Genomic DNA, 17,279 nt, shown 5'->3' on the forward strand with positions numbered 1-17,279 from the left:
GCTTGAATGTGTATCAAAATTAAGCCGCAATACTGGTTAGAGTATTGCGGCTTAATGTTAAGCTCTATTTATCAAGCTTTAATAAAGGCATCTCTGAGCTTCATCACCTGATCTCTGACTGCCGCAGCCTGTTCAAATTCTAAGTTCTTCGCATGTTCATGCATCAGCTTCTCTAGTGCATCGATTTGATGGCTTAAACTTGCCGCATCCTGAACGACATATTTAGCCCTATTTTCTGCAACATTAAGACTACGGTAATCCCCTAAGATCCCCTTGTCTCTCTCGCCCACATCCATCACATCGGTAATTTTTTTCACTACACCTTTAGGCGTTATACCGTTATCGAGATTAAATTGATGCTGCATTTTACGCCGCCGCTCTGTTTCCCCCATGGCTGCCGCCATGGATTTAGTGATACGGTCAGCATACAAGATCACCTTGCCATTAATATTTCGGGCTGCGCGGCCCATAGTCTGAATTAACGAACGTTCGGAGCGCAAGAAGCCCTCTTTATCTGCATCGAGAATACACACCAGTGATACTTCCGGCATATCCAGGCCTTCACGCAGTAAGTTGATGCCAACCAGTACATCGAAGACGCCCAAACGCAGATCTCGAATTATCTCTACTCTTTCAACCGTATCGATATCTGAGTGCAGATATCTCACCTTGATCCCATGCTCGTCTAGATATTCACTTAAGTCTTCCGACATGCGCTTTGTGAGTGTCGTGACCAACACCCGCTCATTGACCTTAATCCTTTTGCCTATCTCAGAAAGCAGATCATCGACCTGTGTCCCCACCGGCCTGACTTCCACTTCGGGATCCAGTAAACCTGTAGGTCTAACCACTTGCTCTGCAATCTCTCCATCGCACTTATCGATCTCATATTGACTCGGAGTCGCTGAGACAAAAATGGTTTGAGGCATCAAGTTCTCAAACTCTTCAAATTTAAGAGGACGGTTATCGAGCGCAGAAGGTAGACGGAAACCATATTCCACCAGATTAGACTTCCTCGAGCGGTCGCCTTTATACATGGCACCGATTTGAGGCACTGTGACATGAGATTCATCGATGATCAGCAAGCCATCATCGGGTAAATAGTCCAGCAATGTGGGCGGCCCCTCTCCGGTGGCTCTACCAGATAGGTATCGTGAATAATTTTCAATACCTGAGCAATAACCCAATTCCACCATCATTTCCAGGTCGTATTGAACTCGCTCAGATATTCGCTGAGCTTCAATTAACTTATTATTGTCCAGTAATTGCTGCTTGCGCTCTCTGAGCTCCACCTTTATCTCTTCTGTCGCCGCAATAATGTTTTCTCTGGGAGTAACATAATGGCTCTTGGGGTACACAGAGATCCTGGCTATACGCTTTATAATATGGCCAGTGAGAGGATCGAACATGCTTAGCCGCTCAATCTCGTCATCAAAAAGTTCAACACGTATCGCATGCTTGTCAGAATCTGCCGGAAATATATCAATCACTTCCCCCCTGACTCGAAAAGTACCACGATCTAACGAAATATCGTTACGTGTGTATTGGAGTTCACTGAGACGTAAGAGAATATCCCTTTGCCCCATGAAGTCACCCTGTCTTAGATGTAACAACATCTTCAAATAAGATTTGGGGTCACCTAGACCATAGATAGCAGATACCGAAGCGATTAAGACCACATCCTTTCGCTCTAGGAGTGCTTTCGTTGCAGAAAGGCGCATCTGTTCTATATGTGCATTCACCGATGCATCTTTCTCTATGAAGGTGTTGGTGGAGGGAACGTAGGCCTCGGGTTGATAATAATCGTAGTAAGAGACAAAATATTCTACAGCGTTGTGCGGGAAAAACTCTTTCATCTCTCCGTATAGCTGCGCCGCCAACGTTTTGTTCGGGGCCATGATGATCGTTGGCCTCCCCATCTGTTTGATAACATTGGCAATAGTAAATGTTTTACCTGAGCCCGTAACCCCAAGTAAAGTCTGAGTTGCAAGTCCAGCTTCAATGCCATCGACCAACTTAGCTATCGCCTTGGGTTGATCGCCTGCAGGCGTGTATTCTGATTCCAGCCGAAATGTTGATTCTGTCACTAACCGAGTTCCTTTTTTAAGCAGCGCATTATTTTAAACCAATTAAGGGAGTCGTGTGAATAAAGATGAGATATATTTATCTCCATCGAGATAAATTGGAACAATAATGCGATAACGGAAACTTTAATCCCCTTAAACTTATCATTGACGCTAAAGTCGTAGCAGAAAATAATGACAATTCCATTTATTTTTAATGAAATTTTAAAACATAGATTAAAAACAGTAGATAAGGTTAATAGTTAACCGGAAACCAATGAAACTGGCGGATTAATTCACAACTAGAACTATCGCTACAGTTACATTATTGTAACGATGCACCGCTCGGTTACAATAAACACTTGCATTTGCTAACCTATTATTTTTAAATGATTTTACTGGAGGGTGAAAATTTTGACGATTTTAAGTTCAACCCCCTGTATATGAGGCTTTGAAACACATTTTTAGACTTAACCCACAGGCTTATCCACAGATTTAGTGGATAACTCAATCTAGCCCTTACCCTGCGGGGGTTTTAACACCTCCCTATAAAACCTGCTTAAAAACACCCTTAGATGTAATTTTACTACATATGAAAGTCTGCATCAGATTTCAAGGCTTATAGTAGGAAGTGATAAAGAAGCAGATTGCACTTGAGCTCGTGCAGTAAGCAGAATGATAACGAGAACGATAATGCCTACTCACTGCCTCTCTTTAATAACCCTCTCTAATTACTATTCACTTATGAAACCACTCACCAATTCATTATTGTTAATGGTCATTAAAGCGCTAATTGATATAATTCAGTAATTTCAGGGAGCTCATTAGGTCCGAACCAACCAGATAATCGACAAAAATAAGAGTCATGCAGTAAATCATGTTTCCCACACCATAAAAATTGCTCACACAAGCACCAAAATGAGCGAATCTACGTCAGGACGAACATTAGATGAGCACTTAACAGCATAATTACACTTTTTTTTCTTCCTCGAGTTGACTCATCATCAAGAGCGATTTAGTATGCGCTCCGTCTTCAACGACGAGTAGCTTTAACGTTTCCCCTGTAGTTCAGTTGGTAGAACGGCGGACTGTTAATCCGTATGTCACTGGTTCGAGTCCAGTCCGGGGAGCCAAAGTTACCTAAATTGAAGACGTTCAGAATGATGTGTTAAAAGTATTCCCCTGTAGTTCAGTTGGTAGAACGGCGGACTGTTAATCCGTATGTCACTGGTTCGAGTCCAGTCTGGGGAGCCATTTTTAATAGATATCTGAGTTGAATGAAAACGTTTCCCCTGTAGTTCAGTTGGTAGAACGGCGGACTGTTAATCCGTATGTCACTGGTTCGAGTCCAGTCCGGGGAGCCATTTATTCAAGAAAATTATTTAAAGCGATTCCCCTGTAGTTCAGTTGGTAGAACGGCGGACTGTTAATCCGTATGTCACTGGTTCGAGTCCAGTCCGGGGAGCCATTTTAATTAAGTAGTTCAGTAGCATGTTTAAAGCGATTCCCCTGTAGTTCAGTTGGTAGAACGGCGGACTGTTAATCCGTATGTCACTGGTTCGAGTCCAGTCCGGGGAGCCATTTTAAACCTATATATAAAAAGAAAAACGATTCCCCTGTAGTTCAGTTGGTAGAACGGCGGACTGTTAATCCGTATGTCACTGGTTCGAGTCCAGTCCGGGGAGCCAATCTTTTTTCACTACCTCCAATCTAGCTCTTTCTATTTATCCTCATTTAAGTTTAGAATAACGTTCAGAATTTACTAGAATAATAGATGTATTCTATCTCCGCGAACGGAACGCTTATGAGCTTATCTAGACTCTTTCATGCCTTTTTATTTATCCTCTTTGCAGGTATCACTAGCCTTGTCTATCTAGACAGCAACAATTCGCTTCAAGCCAAATCCCAACAAAGACTCGCAACTTATCAAGCGGCCTTCGACAACACGACCTTTTCTGCAACAAACGGGAAAAAACTCTTAGCAGAGTTAAATAAGCATGCCTCTTTCCAATTTTTTCAATATATCCATAAGGATGACAGCAGCAAAAATGTGACTCAAGGCACGCTTTTTCCTGAAAAAGAAACGACTTTGGAACGCCTCTTTCCCATAGACCTTCCCGATACACGTGATATCAGTAACGGACGATTACAAGTTAAACTCTACACAGGTGATTTAATCGAACACACGACCAACAGGTTTATACAAATTCTGTTGGTTTTATGGCTAAGTTATCTATCAATAGCCCTCTTTTACCTGCTGGTTATGGCCCGTTTTAAAAAATCCATCAATTACGCCGCCAGTTACATAGAGAGCTTATCGAGCCAGTCATACGATGCATTAGCTTCGTCAAAGTTATCATTTGAGCTTCACCCCTTAGCCAAAGCCCTTGAGAAATGTAAATTAGAACTTAAACATCGCTCAGATGAATTGGCTAAAGAAAATGACAAATTGCAACGTGTTGCTTTTCAAGATGCTATTACAGGATTTGAAACCAGAATAAAGTTCACCCAAAAACTCGAATCATTCGCTACCTTAGGCAAGGAGCAAATTGGCCTCTTGGCTATGATAAAAGCCAGTGAGCTTGGGCCGATAAATCAAAACCATGGTCGGTCTGCCGGTGATGATTATCTAGCGAAAGTTGCTAACTGCATAAGAAAAGCCATAAATAAATACCCAAACTCACAATGCTATCGAATTTCAACCGCCGACTTTGCGGTTTTCATTCCCGATCTTATTTTGAAAGATGGCATTCCATTTCTCGAAAGTTTGAAGTCTTTGTTCGACGAATACCAACAAACATTAGAAACGGATTCGATTGCACATGTTGGTCTTGTACCCTACCGGCATGATAGTGAGCCAATGAACTTACTCACCTTAGGTGACACAGCAGTCAGCATTGCACAAACCTTAGGCCCTAATTGTTTTCATATGCAAGATAGACTTAATGGCGATGAAGTCTACGGTGATACTCGCTGGAAATTAGCCATCGAAGATTTGATTAGAAGACGCGCAATAAAATTTTATCAGCAACCCATACAGCCCTGCCGAACCGAAGTTAAAGTCTATAAAGAGCTCTTTTCTCGCTTTTATAACAGTGAAGGGAAATTTTTGCCTACTGCAACAGTCATTGCAATGGCTGAACGTCATGGCATGATTTTAGAGTTAGATAAGTTGATTGTGATGAACACATTAAAAATACTGATGGATACCCCGGCACTTGAAGGGGCGTACGGCATCAACATCAGCTCGTCATCCATAATGCAAGAATCATTCGTCGCCTGGTTAAAAGATCAACTGATAAAGAGACGTCATATCGCGGCAAGACTCGTTTTTGAAACCAATGAAGCGGGTATGCAATCTAATTTAGCCTCCAGTTACAAATTTGTTCAGGTCATGCACAGTGTCGGGGCCCGAGTGGCTGTGGAGCATTTTGGCATGGGCTTCAGCTCATTTAAGTTCTTCAGAGAAGTTCGCCCTGACTTCATCAAACTCGATGGGAGCTACACGGAATCCATCGAGAAAGATACAAATAATATGTTTTTTATCAAGATGATAGTAGATATTTCACGTAGGCTTGGCATTCGAGTAATCGCCACCAGTGTAGAGCGACAAGAGGAGAAGCTCACACTAGAAAAAATGCTTATCGATGGCTTACAAGGATATTATATTGCCCAACCTCAAGCCATACAGGTGTTGGAGCCTAAATGATCGTTTTTTAGCTAGATGACCCAATTAATTAAAACCTTGTATTCTATGTGTTGTTTCTGGCACTGGAAAAGCTGATAATACCATTAATAATTATTCCCAAAAATGAAATGAGATGAGTGAGTATCTCCTATTGTTGATCGGCACAGTTCTGGTCAATAATTTTGTATTAGTAAAATTTCTTGGTCTCTGCCCTTTCATGGGAGTCTCCAGCAAGCTTGAGTCCGCCATAGGCATGTCAATGGCGACCACATTCGTGCTGACATTGGCCTCGGTATTAAGTTATCTGGTCAATCAATATCTGCTACTGCCGTTTGATCTCGATTACCTTAGAACCATGAGTTTCATTTTGGTTATCGCCGTAGTAGTGCAATTTACTGAAATGTTAGTTCAGAAAACCAGTGCATCCCTCTATAGGGCACTCGGAATATATCTGCCATTGATCACCACAAACTGCGCCGTATTAGGTGTAGCGCTACTCAACATCAATGAAAAACATAATTTTATCCAGTCTGCCGTATATGGTTTTGGCGCCGCTGTCGGCTTCTCACTCGTACTCATCCTGTTTTCAGCCATGCGCGAGCGTCTCGCAGCTGCAGATGTGCCCTTACCCTTTAGAGGTGGAGCCATTGCAATGATAACCGCGGGCTTGATGTCGCTGGCATTTATGGGATTCACGGGGTTAGTTAAATAGTCATGTCTGGAATATTTATCGCAATAATCTTACTGACTGTCCTCGCACTATTTTTTGGTCTCTTGCTTGGTTTCGCAGCAGAAAAATTTAAAGTCGAAGGCGATCCTCTGGTGGACCAGCTTGAAGCCTTACTGCCTCAAACACAATGTGGCCAATGTGGTTACCCGGGTTGCCGTCCCTATGCTGAAGCCATAGCGAATGGAGACAAGATCAATAAATGTCCTCCCGGTGGCACCGCCACCATGGAAAAGCTGGCCGATATGGCTGGAGTTGATCCTGAGCCTCTGACTGCGACCGAGGAAGTACAGGTTAAAAAAATCGCATACATACGTGAAGATGAATGTATTGGCTGCACTAAATGCATTCAAGCCTGTCCTGTGGATGCCATTTTAGGCACAGGCAAGTTGATGCACACCGTCATAACAGATTACTGTACGGGTTGTGATCTGTGTGTTGAGCCCTGCCCTGTCGATTGCATTGACATGCTACCGGTCACACAAAATATCAAAAATTGGGATTGGAAGTTAAACGCTATCCCAGTGAAAACCATAGATGAGGATGTAAAGTGCTAACTTTATTCGAACAAATTGATAAAGGGACACTTTGGCGGTCAATTGGCGGTATTCATCCTCCAGAGAGAAAAAAGCTCTCTAACAGAACACCGATCAAAACCTTGCCCCTGGCTGATGAGTATCTAGTCCCCCTGCCTCAGGTCGGCGAATCTGCAGTATTGATAGTAAAACAAGGTGATTATGTCGCTAAAGGTGCTGTTCTCACCAAGGGCACGCATTTTGGCCATCTATCGGCACACGCACCGACTTCAGGCCATGTATCGTGCATTGAAACACGTCCGGGAAACCATGCCTCAGGATTAGCAGTATTGAGCTGCGTCATCAAGGCTGATGGGCTAGAGACTCATGATGGGAATATTCACCCAGCACTCTCTGCGGATGAAGTCGACCAGCTAACAGACAAACAACTGCTGACGAAAATACAGCAAGCGGGAATCGCTGGCCTTGGCGGCGCTGCATTTCCGACCCATATAAAACTCAGCCCAGCCAGTGATATTGAATTAGTCATCATCAATGGAATTGAATGTGAACCTTACATTACTTCAGATGACATGATCATGCGTGAAAAGAGCGATGAGATCCTCAATGGTATCGCCATCATTCATAGGTTACTGACTCCAAAACGCCTAATCATCGCCATTGAAGACAATAAACCAGAAGCCATTGAGGAGATGCAACATGCATTGAATCGAAGCTCGCTACCAAAAGGTGGCGTCAGGATCACAAGTGTACCGACACTTTATCCTTCCGGAGGCGAGAAACAACTTATTCAGATTTTGACGGGGCAAGAGGTCCCATCTGGGGCTATTCCAGCTCAACTTGGCATCGTGGTGCAGAATGTTGCAACGGCTTATGCCATCAACGAGGCTATTCTGCGTAATTACCCTCTTATTGAGCGTGTAGTCACCGTCACTGGTGACAACACTCAGGAGCCAGGTAATTACTGGATCCCCATCGGCACCCCAATCTCTCATGTCTTGACCCAAACTCAATTCATAGGCAATGAACATGACAAGGTGATCATAGGTGGGCCTATGATGGGTTATGCCTTGCATAACGACAATGCCCCAACACTAAAGGGCTCTAATTGTATTCTGTTACCTGCTGGCGACGAACTCGCCCCCGAACAGAAAGAGCTCCCCTGTGTTCGTTGTGGTGAATGCGCTCACGTGTGTCCTGCCCAGCTCCTCCCCCAGCAGTTATTCTGGCATGCAAAGGCCCAAGAATACGATAAAGCCACTAGCTATAACTTGGCCGACTGCATCGAATGTGGTTGTTGTACTTACGTTTGTCCCAGTGAAATCCCTTTAGTTGAATACTATCGTATCGCTAAGTCTGCGATAAAAGCCGAAGCCGAAGAAAAGAAACAGGCGGAACTGGCTAAACAAAGATTCGATCTTCGAACCCAACGCCTCGAAGATGAAAAACGGGCAAGAGAAGAGAAACAAAAAGCCTCAGCGGCAAGACGCAAGTCAAACATGTCCTCATCGGATAAAGATGCTGTCGCCCTTGCAATGGCAAGAATTAAAGCGAAGAAAGAAGCGGCAAACGCAGAAGCTAACTCGACTGCAGCCCCTCAAGTCACAGACTCGACAAGCGGCTCAAGCACAGCAGCGGGGTCTGAAACACAGAGCAAACGCAAAGATATTTCCGCCGCGGTGGCCCGTGCCAAGGCTAAGAAGGCTGCACAAAAAGAAGCCGCGATCCAAGACGACAAGGCAAGCAACATAACAAGTTCAATGCCAGAAACTAACACTCCTGCTGACGAGCGGCAGGTAAAAATCGCCGCTGCCGTAGCGAGAGCCAAAGCCAAGAAAGCTGGCTTGAAACAAGACACAGCTGACTCTTCGGCAGGTATTAGCTCTGATGCAGCTAATATCAGTACCGTAAACACTCCTGTCGACGACAAGAAGGCTCGAATTGCAGCCACTGTGGCTAAAGCCAAGGCGAAGAAAGCTGCAGCGCAGCAAGGCGCTGATGAAGCCAATACCAATACAGTAAGTGATCCAGTCGATGATATAAAGGCTCGAATAGCTACCACAGTGGCTAAAACCAAGGCGAAGAAGGCTGCAGCACAGCAAAACTCTGATGAAGCCGATACCAGTCCAGTCAGTGCTCCTGTCGACGATAAGAAAGCCCGAATAGCTGCCACTGTAGCAAGAGCCAAGGCAAAGAAAGCTGCTTTACAGCAAAGTGCAGATGAAGCCGATACCAATGCAGTCAGTGCTCCTGTCGACGACAAGAAAGCTCGAATAGCAGCAACTATAGCAAGAGCCAAGGCCAAGAAGGCTGCAGCGCAGCAAGGCGCTGATGAAGCCGGTACCAGTCCAATAAGTGCTCCAGTCGATGATAAGAAAACTCGAATTGCTGCGACCATAGCTAAAGCCAAGGCGAAGAAAGCGGCCCTGAAAATCAGCACCGAAACAGAACATGATAAGGATTAATTGATGGCATTTAAGATTGCCTCTTCGCCTCATTTGAGTCGTCGATTCCAAACCAGTACCTTGATGCAAAGAGTGCTACTGTGCGCCTTACCTGGCGTAGCGGTGCAATGCTATTTTTTTGGCTGGGGCACCATCATTCAACTGCTGCTTGCCATCTCTGTCGCGCTGTTTTGTGAGGCTAGTGTATTAACGTTAAGAAAAAGGCCGGTATTAGCTACGTTAAAGGACAATAGCGCCTTACTCACCGCCCTCTTTATCGGCATAGCAGTTCCGCCGCTTGCTCCATGGTGGTTAACCGTCATGGGCGCGATGTTTGCTATCATCATAGTTAAACATCTCTATGGTGGACTTGGGCACAACATATTTAACCCAGCAATGGCGGCGTACGTCATGCTACTGATCTCCTTCCCCGTACAGATGACTAGCTGGGTAGCCCCAAGTGTCATTGCCAGCCAGCCTCTGGACATATTAGCCAGTTTACAGATGATATTTTTCGGCGGCACCCAAGCGGAAATCAGTGCTTACAAAATGGGCTTCGATGGCATTGCTATGGCCACCCCACTGGATACCTTGAAAACAGATCTCGCTATGGGATTAACCAGTACAGAAAGCCTGACTAAATCTATTTTTAGTGATGGCTATGGTGTTGGCTGGTTTTGGGTCAATATGGCTTATCTCGCCGGTGGACTGGCCATGATAAAGATGAAATTAATCCGCTGGCATATCAGTGTGGGACTCCTAGGAGCACTCTACGTCTGTGCAAGCATTGGGTTTATTCTAAATCCGGATACCCATGCAGGCCCCCTATTTCACCTGTTTTCCGGTGCAAGCATGCTGGCTGCTTTTTTCATTGCTACCGATCCGGTTACCGCTGCAACCAGTGTCAGGGGACGACTGTTATTTGGCGCCTTAATCGGTGTCTTAGTCTATATCATACGCACTTATGGTGGTTACCCGGATGCTTACGCCTTCGCCATTTTACTCGCCAACCTGTGTGCACCTTTCATCGATCACTATATGAAACCCAGAACTTATGGTCACAGATCCAGAAGCTAATACAGAGAATTACATATGAAGAAATCAATCTTAAAAAACGGCTTCTTGCTGGGACTATTCGCTCTGTTATGCACCGCTTTTGTGGCCGTAGTCAACTACCAAACTGTCGATAAAATTAAAGAACAACAGCAGCTCGAATTAAAACGCACCCTGCATCAACTGATACCGGACAGCATGCATGACAATGAACTGACCGAGTACTGTATCTTGATCCACGATGAGGAAGCTATGGGTATCGATATGCCGTTACCTTCTTATATCGCCACTAATCAATCGGTTCCCGTCGCCATCGCCATGGAAGCCATTGCCCCGGATGGGTACAATGGCAATATCAAGTTAATCATAGGTATCGACAGTAGCGGAAAAGTCCTCGGAGTCAGGACGCTTTCCCATGCGGAGACGCCTGGGCTCGGTGATAAAATTGACCTGAGAAAATCTGATTGGGTATTGAGTTTCAATCAAAAGAGGCTCCAATCTGACACAGATAAACGCTGGAAGGTTAAGAAAGATGGTGGTGATTTCGACCAATTTACCGGAGCAACAATTACCCCAGAGCCTATGTTAAAGCCGTACGTAAGGCACTAATTTATTTTAATGCAAATAGTGAAACCTTACTCAAACGTCCTGCAAACTGTGAGGTTGATTACCGATGAATGGATCTAATATCGATACATCTGATGAGCCCGTACTGGATATTGCCGCGGATTCAAAACCCAGCGCGATGAGTGCCTATAAAGAGATTGCATTCCAAGGGTTATGGAAGAACAATCCAGGTCTGGTACAACTCTTAGGCCTGTGCCCTTTGCTGGCAGTAACAGCAACCTTAACCAATGCGTTAGGCTTAGGTCTGGCGACCATGTTGGTGTTGATTTGTTCTAATATTTTAGTCTCTTTAGTGAAAGATTTTGTCCCAAAAGAGATCCGTATTCCGGTGTTTGTGATGATAATTGCGGCCTTAGTGACCAGTGTTCAACTTCTCATCAACGCCTACGCCTATGGACTCTATTTGTCGCTGGGGATCTTCCTTCCCTTGATTGTGACCAACTGTGTGATTATCGGACGCGCCGAAGCATTTGCATCCCGTAATTCCCTCGCTAAATCTGCGTTTGATGGTTTTATGATGGGCTTAGGCTTCTTAGTGGTCTTAGCCATTTTAGGCGCCTGCAGAGAGATCCTTGGACAAGGCACACTGTTTGATGGCGCCGATCTCTTACTCGGTGATTGGGCGGCAGGGCTCACGATACATATCTGGCATTTTGAAACAAGTTTTCTCTTGGCTATGCTCCCACCTGGTGCCTTCATAGGCATGGGATTCTTGATCGCCCTTAAGAATGTTATCGATAAAATAATTGCAGACAAGCAGCCGGAAGTGACCGTACAAGGGCCAGTGAAGCGAGCAAGAATTACTAAAGTCAGCTAATGCTGCCAGCTATGCGCGAAATCGTGAACCTCATTTGATGCAAGTATAAGAAAACATATGAATAAAGATAAACGTCAGCGGATATTAGAGATCCTCAGAGAGAATAATCCTCATCCAGAGACTGAGCTGAATTTCTCCAGCCCGTTCGAATTACTGGTAGCCGTTACCCTTTCGGCACAAGCGACCGATGTCAGCGTCAACAAGGCAACCAATAAACTGTTTCCTGTCGCTAATACCCCAGAGGCCATCTATGCCTTAGGCGTAGACGGCCTAAAAACGTATATCAAGACTATTGGCTTATATAATAATAAAGCCGTTAATGTCATTAAAGCCTGTGGGATCTTAGTCGAGAAATATCACGGACAAGTCCCTGAAGACCGTGAGGCCCTGGAGTCTCTTCCCGGTGTGGGACGCAAAACGGCTAACGTGGTACTCAATACCGCCTTCGGCTGGCCTACTATAGCCATAGATACCCATATATTCAGAGTTGCAAACAGAACCAAGTTTGCAATGGGCAAAAACGTCGACCAGGTCGAGCAAAAAATGTTAAAGGTCGTCCCGGCAGAATTTATGGTCGATGTTCACCACTGGTTTATTCTTCACGGCAGATATACCTGCTTAGCCAGAAAGCCACGATGCGGAAGTTGCTTGATAGAAGACTTATGTGAGTTTAAAGAGAAGGTCTACCCTGAAGGTTAAACCACTCTGGTTAACCCTATTAATACTTATATTACAAACACTTAAAAAGCCGCTTAGCGGCTTTTTTTATGCTGAATAACACTTAAGGATAAGCGTTAAAACATAGCCAAAAAGAAGATAGATAAAAATATGCCGATAATTGCACTCAAACCAAATGCCATTTTTAATTCAGTATTCATTCACTTTCCTATTCAGTGTCAGTATAAATCATAACTAGATGGCACATTATCTTAAGAAATGACTTAAATTCACACCATAAAAGCATCAGAGTGTGATCTACACCTAGGTTATTCTCCTACAAACGTTATGAAATAAATGTGCCGAGGATTTTAGATTCAATGGGTTATAATCTTTAACAAGAACACTGCTATTGCTAATAATTAAACACTACCGAGGTTTTAATGTCTCAATTTTTACACACCATGATCCGTGTCGTCGATCTAGAAAAAAGTATTCACTTTTACACTCAAATTATGGGTATGAAGCTGCTGCGAAAGTCTGAGAACACCCAATATAGGTATACCCTTGCCTTCGTCGGTTTCGATGAAGAATCCACCGGAGCCGGCGTTATAGAGCTGACTCACAACTGGGATACGGATAGCTATGAGATGGGTAATGCCTTTGGACATTTAGCTATAGGTGAAGAAGACATCTATGGCCGTTGTAAGGCCATAGAAGCCGCTGGGGAAACATAGTCAGAGCGCCTGGCCCAGTTGCGGGTGGCACTGCAGAGATTGCTTTTGTGGAAGATCCTGATGGCTACAAGATAGAACTCATCCAGATGAGCTCAGCCTCTAAGGGATTAGGCTAATCAGTTTTTTAAGGACATAAAAAAAGCGCCGAAAGGCGCTTTTTAACATACTATCTTCAAGTACTAGCTCAGCTCTATTTAGAACTTAAATGTCACACCAGCATAATACTGACGACCGATGGTATCGTATACTTCTGGAACCGTACCACCATCACTACCATTAGATACTCTAGATGGCTCTTCATCGGTGATATTCTTAACACCTGCACTCATCATCCAAGCATCATTGAAGTGATAAGTACCTGAAACATTATGATATAGAATAGCGTCTACCTTAGTACCCGCACCTAAGTCATCCATTTCACCGATATAACGGTTGAAGTACATTAGCGTCCAATCATCTTGGCCCGCTTTGATGCTAAAGTTATTACGCACTTGGGCATAGGCACCGAAGTTACCATCGATGGTATTAGTGTAATCTATACCATCTTGCTCAAAATTCAGCAGGTAAGTGGTATCGTTACTGATGGTCCAATCTAGACTTAGTGCTTCAAAATTATACGCTAAGTTGAAATCTATACCACTAGTGTCCTGATAACCAACATTAGTTAATGGGTTAGTAAAGTTTTCTAGATTTCCATCAGGCGTAATATTGAAAGTTTCACAAGCCGTGGTATCTCCCTCAAAACAGTTAGTCAAACCAGCTTGAGCGTCGAGACGTACGATGGCATTCTGAACCTTAAAGCGCCAGTAATCTAAAGTTAGTGACATACCATCTATATAGCTTGGCGAGTAAACTAAACCAGCTGTATATGATTCAGACTCTTCCGGCTTTAAATCTTCATCAGATGTGTAATTAACCAAGATTTGCGGATCTTGCTCATTATCCCATGGGTCAGTAAGATAATCATATGAGCCAGTATTACCGCCGTATAATTCATTTACATTTGGTGCGCGGAAACCTGTCGCCGCTACAGTACGAAGCATCAAATCATCAGTAGCTTCATAAGTGAAACCAATTTTCCAAGTGGCTGCACTACCAAATGTCGAATAATCATCATAACGTAATGCGAATTCACCGGTTAACTTATCGGTGAATGGCACACTGACTTCCTGGAAGACAGAGAACACATTATAACTACCATCAGTGGGATCTTGCTGAGCAGCTGTACTATCACCTGCTACAACCACAGGATCAGGATTGTAATAACCACTCTCATAACGATATTCTGCACCGATTGCAAAACCAACAGCACCAGCATCAAGTTCCATCAGTTCACCGTTAAGGCCAGCTGATAACACATGCTGTTCATTACCACCATCAGTTTCTTCTAAGTAGCTGATATCGTCTACAATACCTTGAGATAATGGGTCACCACTAAACCATGCATCTTGGTTTGCGTAAATTGACTGTTTCATGTTCGTTGCATTAATGGAGTTAGCAACAGATGTATTAGCCTTGTTGTTACCATATGTATACGAAACATCCCAATCCATACCTGTGTTAATATCTAGTGAACCAGCTAGGCCTGCAGATATACGATAGGTATCGGTATCTTGAGAGTAAATGCGTGGGCCAACATCATTCGTACGTCTACGATAGTTAACACGACCAGTCTTATCTGCTTCAATATCACCATCTATCATCGATTGATCGAGAGTGATACATGGAGCTGAAGGATCTATATTTGCATCACCACAAACATTTAACATAACGTCTGCTGGTTGTGGTGCTAATTGTTGACTCGATTTACGCTTGGTATATAAAAAGTCACCAGTTAAAACAACATCGCTTCCAAGTTCTTGCGTCATGTTAGCAAAAAGACTGTAACGCTCACTGGGTGTTTGGTACCAACTGTCTTGGGTATAATCATAACCTTCTGTACGGTCTACCCAATTACCATTCTCGTCTTGTACCTTACCGCCCAATGAGCCAGTAGGAATGAATGAACTGGAACCTGGATCTGTCCAATCACGATCTGATTGAACCACGCCTTCACGCTTCGAGAAAGCAGCACCAAAAGTATAGTTACCTGTATCTGTGTTGAAGCCGTAAAGTGCACTTACTTCACCATTTTCACCGTCACTTTTGTCTGTAACACCACCCGTCACATCGACCTGAAAGCCTTCGAAGTCTTTCTTAGTGATGATATTGACTACGCCTGCAATGGCATCTGAGCCATATACAGCTGATGCACCATCTTTTAGGATCTCAATACGCGCTATCAAAGCAACAGGAATTGAGTTCAAATCTACCGCACTATCAGCACCAGACCCCGAGTTAACCATGCGACGTCCGTTCAAGAGTACAAGCGTGCGCTCCGCACCCATACCGCGTAAATCAACCTGTGCAGCGCCGTCTGCACCATTGTTGGTGCTTGAGCCTATTGCTGCACCGGCCATAGATGTTTGTGCTTGTAGGATTTCATCTACTGAAGTGAAGCCTTCTGCACGTATAGACGCAGCATCTATCACTGTGATTGGCGATGCTGATTCCATATCTTGACGCTGAATACGGGAGCCTGTTACTGAAATCCGCTCTACCTTAGCTGTTTCTTCTTGTGCGAATGCGGTGTTTGATACTGTGAATGCAGTAGTTGAAACCGATGCGATTAACCCAAGCTTGATAGCTTGCGATAACTTACTACTTGAATGCAGCGATGTTCTTATCATTAAGATTTACTCCCTAACTTATGATTACTTTCTCGTTATTTGTTTTTATTCTGCGCCAATTATTTTTGTTTATTTACCGATTTGTTTCACTTTGTTAATCGATATTAACGGCGTTGAAATTGAAACTATAGTTTCACCATAAGTCAGTCAATCACCAAATTAATTAACCCTTGATGCGGAAAGGTTAAAATAAAGATAACCAACAGTGATAATAACGAGGTTTTATAAAGTGAAATGAAAGAGACATGTTATCAAACAGCATAAAAAACTCAGATAACACTAACAAGGCAGAGATTCCACCTGGCCAGAAGTTAACAAGTTCACAACCTACGGAATAAGCAAAAGTGTGATGTGCGTCACACTTTTGACCGCTAGCTGATATATCGAATGGCATTCGGTAATGTTTTTTTGGCTAAGGTCAACTTGGTAGGCATATGTTTGTCTTAATTGTCAGCTTAGGTTCAGGCTGACTCTCGACCATTAAATAACATTTAAATTATTATTAACACGGAACAAAATCACAACAAGATACAACTTGTTACCCCTGTAACCACAATAAGCTTCTGCGATGACCATACAGCACAGCTAATAACATTTGGTGTTTTATAAACTCAAATTACGTTTAACAATAAGGAGAATAAATAATTTTAAATACGTAAAAGGAATGGTTTTCCACTCTTATCTATTCAGTTTTATTTACGCTATTGATAATTTACTTCGACCATATAACTTATTTTGTATTGACCAAGTGCTAGAGACTTGAGAAGGGTTAACTCCCCACCGATGGAGACATCAAGCACGCCATCTTGAATGAGATACATATCTGACTGAGTACCATTAGACAGTAAAGGGATAAAACTTATGCCATCAGCGCTCACCGTAGACACTCGCATCATTATGCTCTCATCTATCCCCCCAGTTATTCTTATCACGCCACTTCCCCATTCCGACTCCACACAAGCATCACCGGACCTTAGATTAGAAGCCACTCGACATCGAGCCGACTCCAGGTTAGAAATATGGCCTAAATTAATCGTTTGTGTTTCGGCTATCTGCAATGGAACAACAAGGTTGAAGCTTGTCTGACCAATGATTGATGCGAGAAGAAAAGTCGTTAACATAGAAAACCAGCAAGGTTAAGTCTGATTTTATTATAGGAAGTAAATGTTTTTACCGCTGTGAAACAGCTCAAAAAAACCAT

10 protein-coding genes, 6 tRNA genes and 2 pseudogenes are annotated in these 17,279 nt (G+C 43.6%); 15 read left to right on the top strand and 3 right to left on the bottom strand.

What is annotated here, in order from left to right; translation table 11 throughout:
- Positions 1-71: 71 nt before the first annotated feature.
- Complete coding sequence (gene uvrB / locus FM037_RS15350) at positions 72-2,087, bottom strand: excinuclease ABC subunit UvrB (protein WP_144046704.1); 2,016 nt, start codon at positions 2,085-2,087, stop codon at positions 72-74.
- A 1,033-nt stretch (positions 2,088-3,120) separates the two neighbouring features.
- Between uvrB and FM037_RS15355 the strand changes: the two genes are divergently transcribed.
- The 15 genes and pseudogenes from FM037_RS15355 (at position 3,121) to gloA (ending at position 13,465) form a co-directional block, all read left to right on the top strand.
- Positions 3,121-3,196, top strand: a tRNA-Asn gene (locus FM037_RS15355).
- A 45-nt stretch (positions 3,197-3,241) separates the two neighbouring features.
- Positions 3,242-3,317, top strand: a tRNA-Asn gene (locus tag FM037_RS15360).
- 34 nt (positions 3,318-3,351) lie between these two features.
- Positions 3,352-3,427: transfer RNA gene (locus tag FM037_RS15365), tRNA-Asn, on the top strand.
- Positions 3,428-3,455: 28 nt separating this feature from the next.
- Positions 3,456-3,531 (top strand) — tRNA-Asn (locus tag FM037_RS15370).
- A 37-nt stretch (positions 3,532-3,568) separates the two neighbouring features.
- Positions 3,569-3,644 (top strand) — tRNA-Asn (locus FM037_RS15375).
- Positions 3,645-3,675: 31 nt separating this feature from the next.
- A tRNA-Asn gene (locus FM037_RS15380) sits at positions 3,676-3,751 on the top strand.
- 116 nt (positions 3,752-3,867) lie between these two features.
- Positions 3,868-5,772 carry an EAL domain-containing protein gene (locus tag FM037_RS15385; protein WP_144046705.1) on the top strand — a complete coding sequence of 635 codons (1,905 nt, stop codon included), beginning with the start codon at positions 3,868-3,870 and terminating at the stop codon, positions 5,770-5,772.
- 112 nt (positions 5,773-5,884) lie between these two features.
- Positions 5,885-6,463 (top strand): electron transport complex subunit RsxA, encoded by a 579-nt coding sequence (rsxA, locus tag FM037_RS15390; RefSeq protein WP_005501820.1) that lies wholly within the window; start codon positions 5,885-5,887, stop codon positions 6,461-6,463.
- 2 nt (positions 6,464-6,465) lie between these two features.
- Positions 6,466-7,035, top strand: a complete 570-nt coding sequence (gene rsxB / locus FM037_RS15395; protein ID WP_144046706.1) for an electron transport complex subunit RsxB — start codon at positions 6,466-6,468, stop codon at positions 7,033-7,035.
- On the top strand, positions 7,029-9,479 hold the full coding sequence (gene rsxC / locus FM037_RS15400) for an electron transport complex subunit RsxC (RefSeq protein WP_144046707.1): 2,451 nt from the start codon (positions 7,029-7,031) through the stop codon (positions 9,477-9,479). The genes rsxB and rsxC overlap by 7 nt, the downstream gene beginning before the upstream one ends.
- Before the next feature lie 3 nt (positions 9,480-9,482).
- Entirely contained in the window at positions 9,483-10,535 is a 1,053-nt protein-coding gene (gene rsxD, locus FM037_RS15405) for an electron transport complex subunit RsxD (RefSeq protein ID WP_144046708.1), read from the top strand.
- A gap of 15 nt (positions 10,536-10,550) precedes the next feature.
- A pseudogene (rsxG, locus tag FM037_RS15410) lies at positions 10,551-11,188 on the top strand (electron transport complex subunit RsxG).
- Between the two features lie 68 nt (positions 11,189-11,256).
- Positions 11,257-11,955 carry an electron transport complex subunit E gene (locus FM037_RS15415; RefSeq protein WP_144048980.1) on the top strand — a complete coding sequence of 233 codons (699 nt, stop codon included), beginning with the start codon at positions 11,257-11,259 and terminating at the stop codon, positions 11,953-11,955.
- Between the two features lie 57 nt (positions 11,956-12,012).
- Positions 12,013-12,654, top strand: a complete 642-nt coding sequence (nth, locus tag FM037_RS15420; RefSeq protein WP_144046709.1) for an endonuclease III — start codon at positions 12,013-12,015, stop codon at positions 12,652-12,654.
- Positions 12,655-13,055: 401 nt separating this feature from the next.
- Positions 13,056-13,465, top strand: a pseudogene (gene gloA, locus FM037_RS15425) (lactoylglutathione lyase).
- 78 nt (positions 13,466-13,543) lie between these two features.
- Here the strand turns inward: gloA and FM037_RS15430 are convergent.
- Together FM037_RS15430 and FM037_RS15435 are read right to left on the bottom strand one after the other, a co-directional pair.
- Positions 13,544-16,078, bottom strand: coding sequence for a TonB-dependent receptor plug domain-containing protein (locus tag FM037_RS15430; RefSeq protein ID WP_185976832.1), 2,535 nt, complete (start codon positions 16,076-16,078; stop codon positions 13,544-13,546).
- A gap of 701 nt (positions 16,079-16,779) precedes the next feature.
- Entirely contained in the window at positions 16,780-17,199 is a 420-nt protein-coding gene (locus tag FM037_RS15435) for a hypothetical protein (protein ID WP_144046710.1), read from the bottom strand.
- Between the last annotated feature and the right edge of the window lie 80 nt (positions 17,200-17,279).

Origin of the sequence: Shewanella psychropiezotolerans (assembly GCF_007197555.1) — a bacterium.
Lineage (GTDB): Bacteria > Pseudomonadota > Gammaproteobacteria > Enterobacterales > Shewanellaceae > Shewanella > Shewanella psychropiezotolerans.

Bases quoted from the DNA above. Each gene is read 5' to 3' on its own strand.
- FM037_RS15385 (WP_144046705.1), top strand. From the start codon at position 3,868: ATGAGCTTATCTAGACTCTTTCATGCCTTTTTATTTATCCTCTTTGCA.
- FM037_RS15415 (WP_144048980.1), top strand. From the start codon at position 11,257: ATGAGTGCCTATAAAGAGATTGCATTCCAAGGGTTATGGAAGAACAAT.
- FM037_RS15435 (WP_144046710.1), bottom strand. From the start codon at position 17,199: ATGTTAACGACTTTTCTTCTCGCATCAATCATTGGTCAGACAAGCTTC.
- nth (WP_144046709.1), top strand. From the start codon at position 12,013: ATGAATAAAGATAAACGTCAGCGGATATTAGAGATCCTCAGAGAGAAT.
- rsxA (WP_005501820.1), top strand. From the start codon at position 5,885: ATGAGTGAGTATCTCCTATTGTTGATCGGCACAGTTCTGGTCAATAAT.
- rsxB (WP_144046706.1), top strand. From the start codon at position 6,466: ATGTCTGGAATATTTATCGCAATAATCTTACTGACTGTCCTCGCACTA.
- FM037_RS15430 (WP_185976832.1), bottom strand. From the start codon at position 16,078: ATGATAAGAACATCGCTGCATTCAAGTAGTAAGTTATCGCAAGCTATC.
- rsxD (WP_144046708.1), top strand. From the start codon at position 9,483: ATGGCATTTAAGATTGCCTCTTCGCCTCATTTGAGTCGTCGATTCCAA.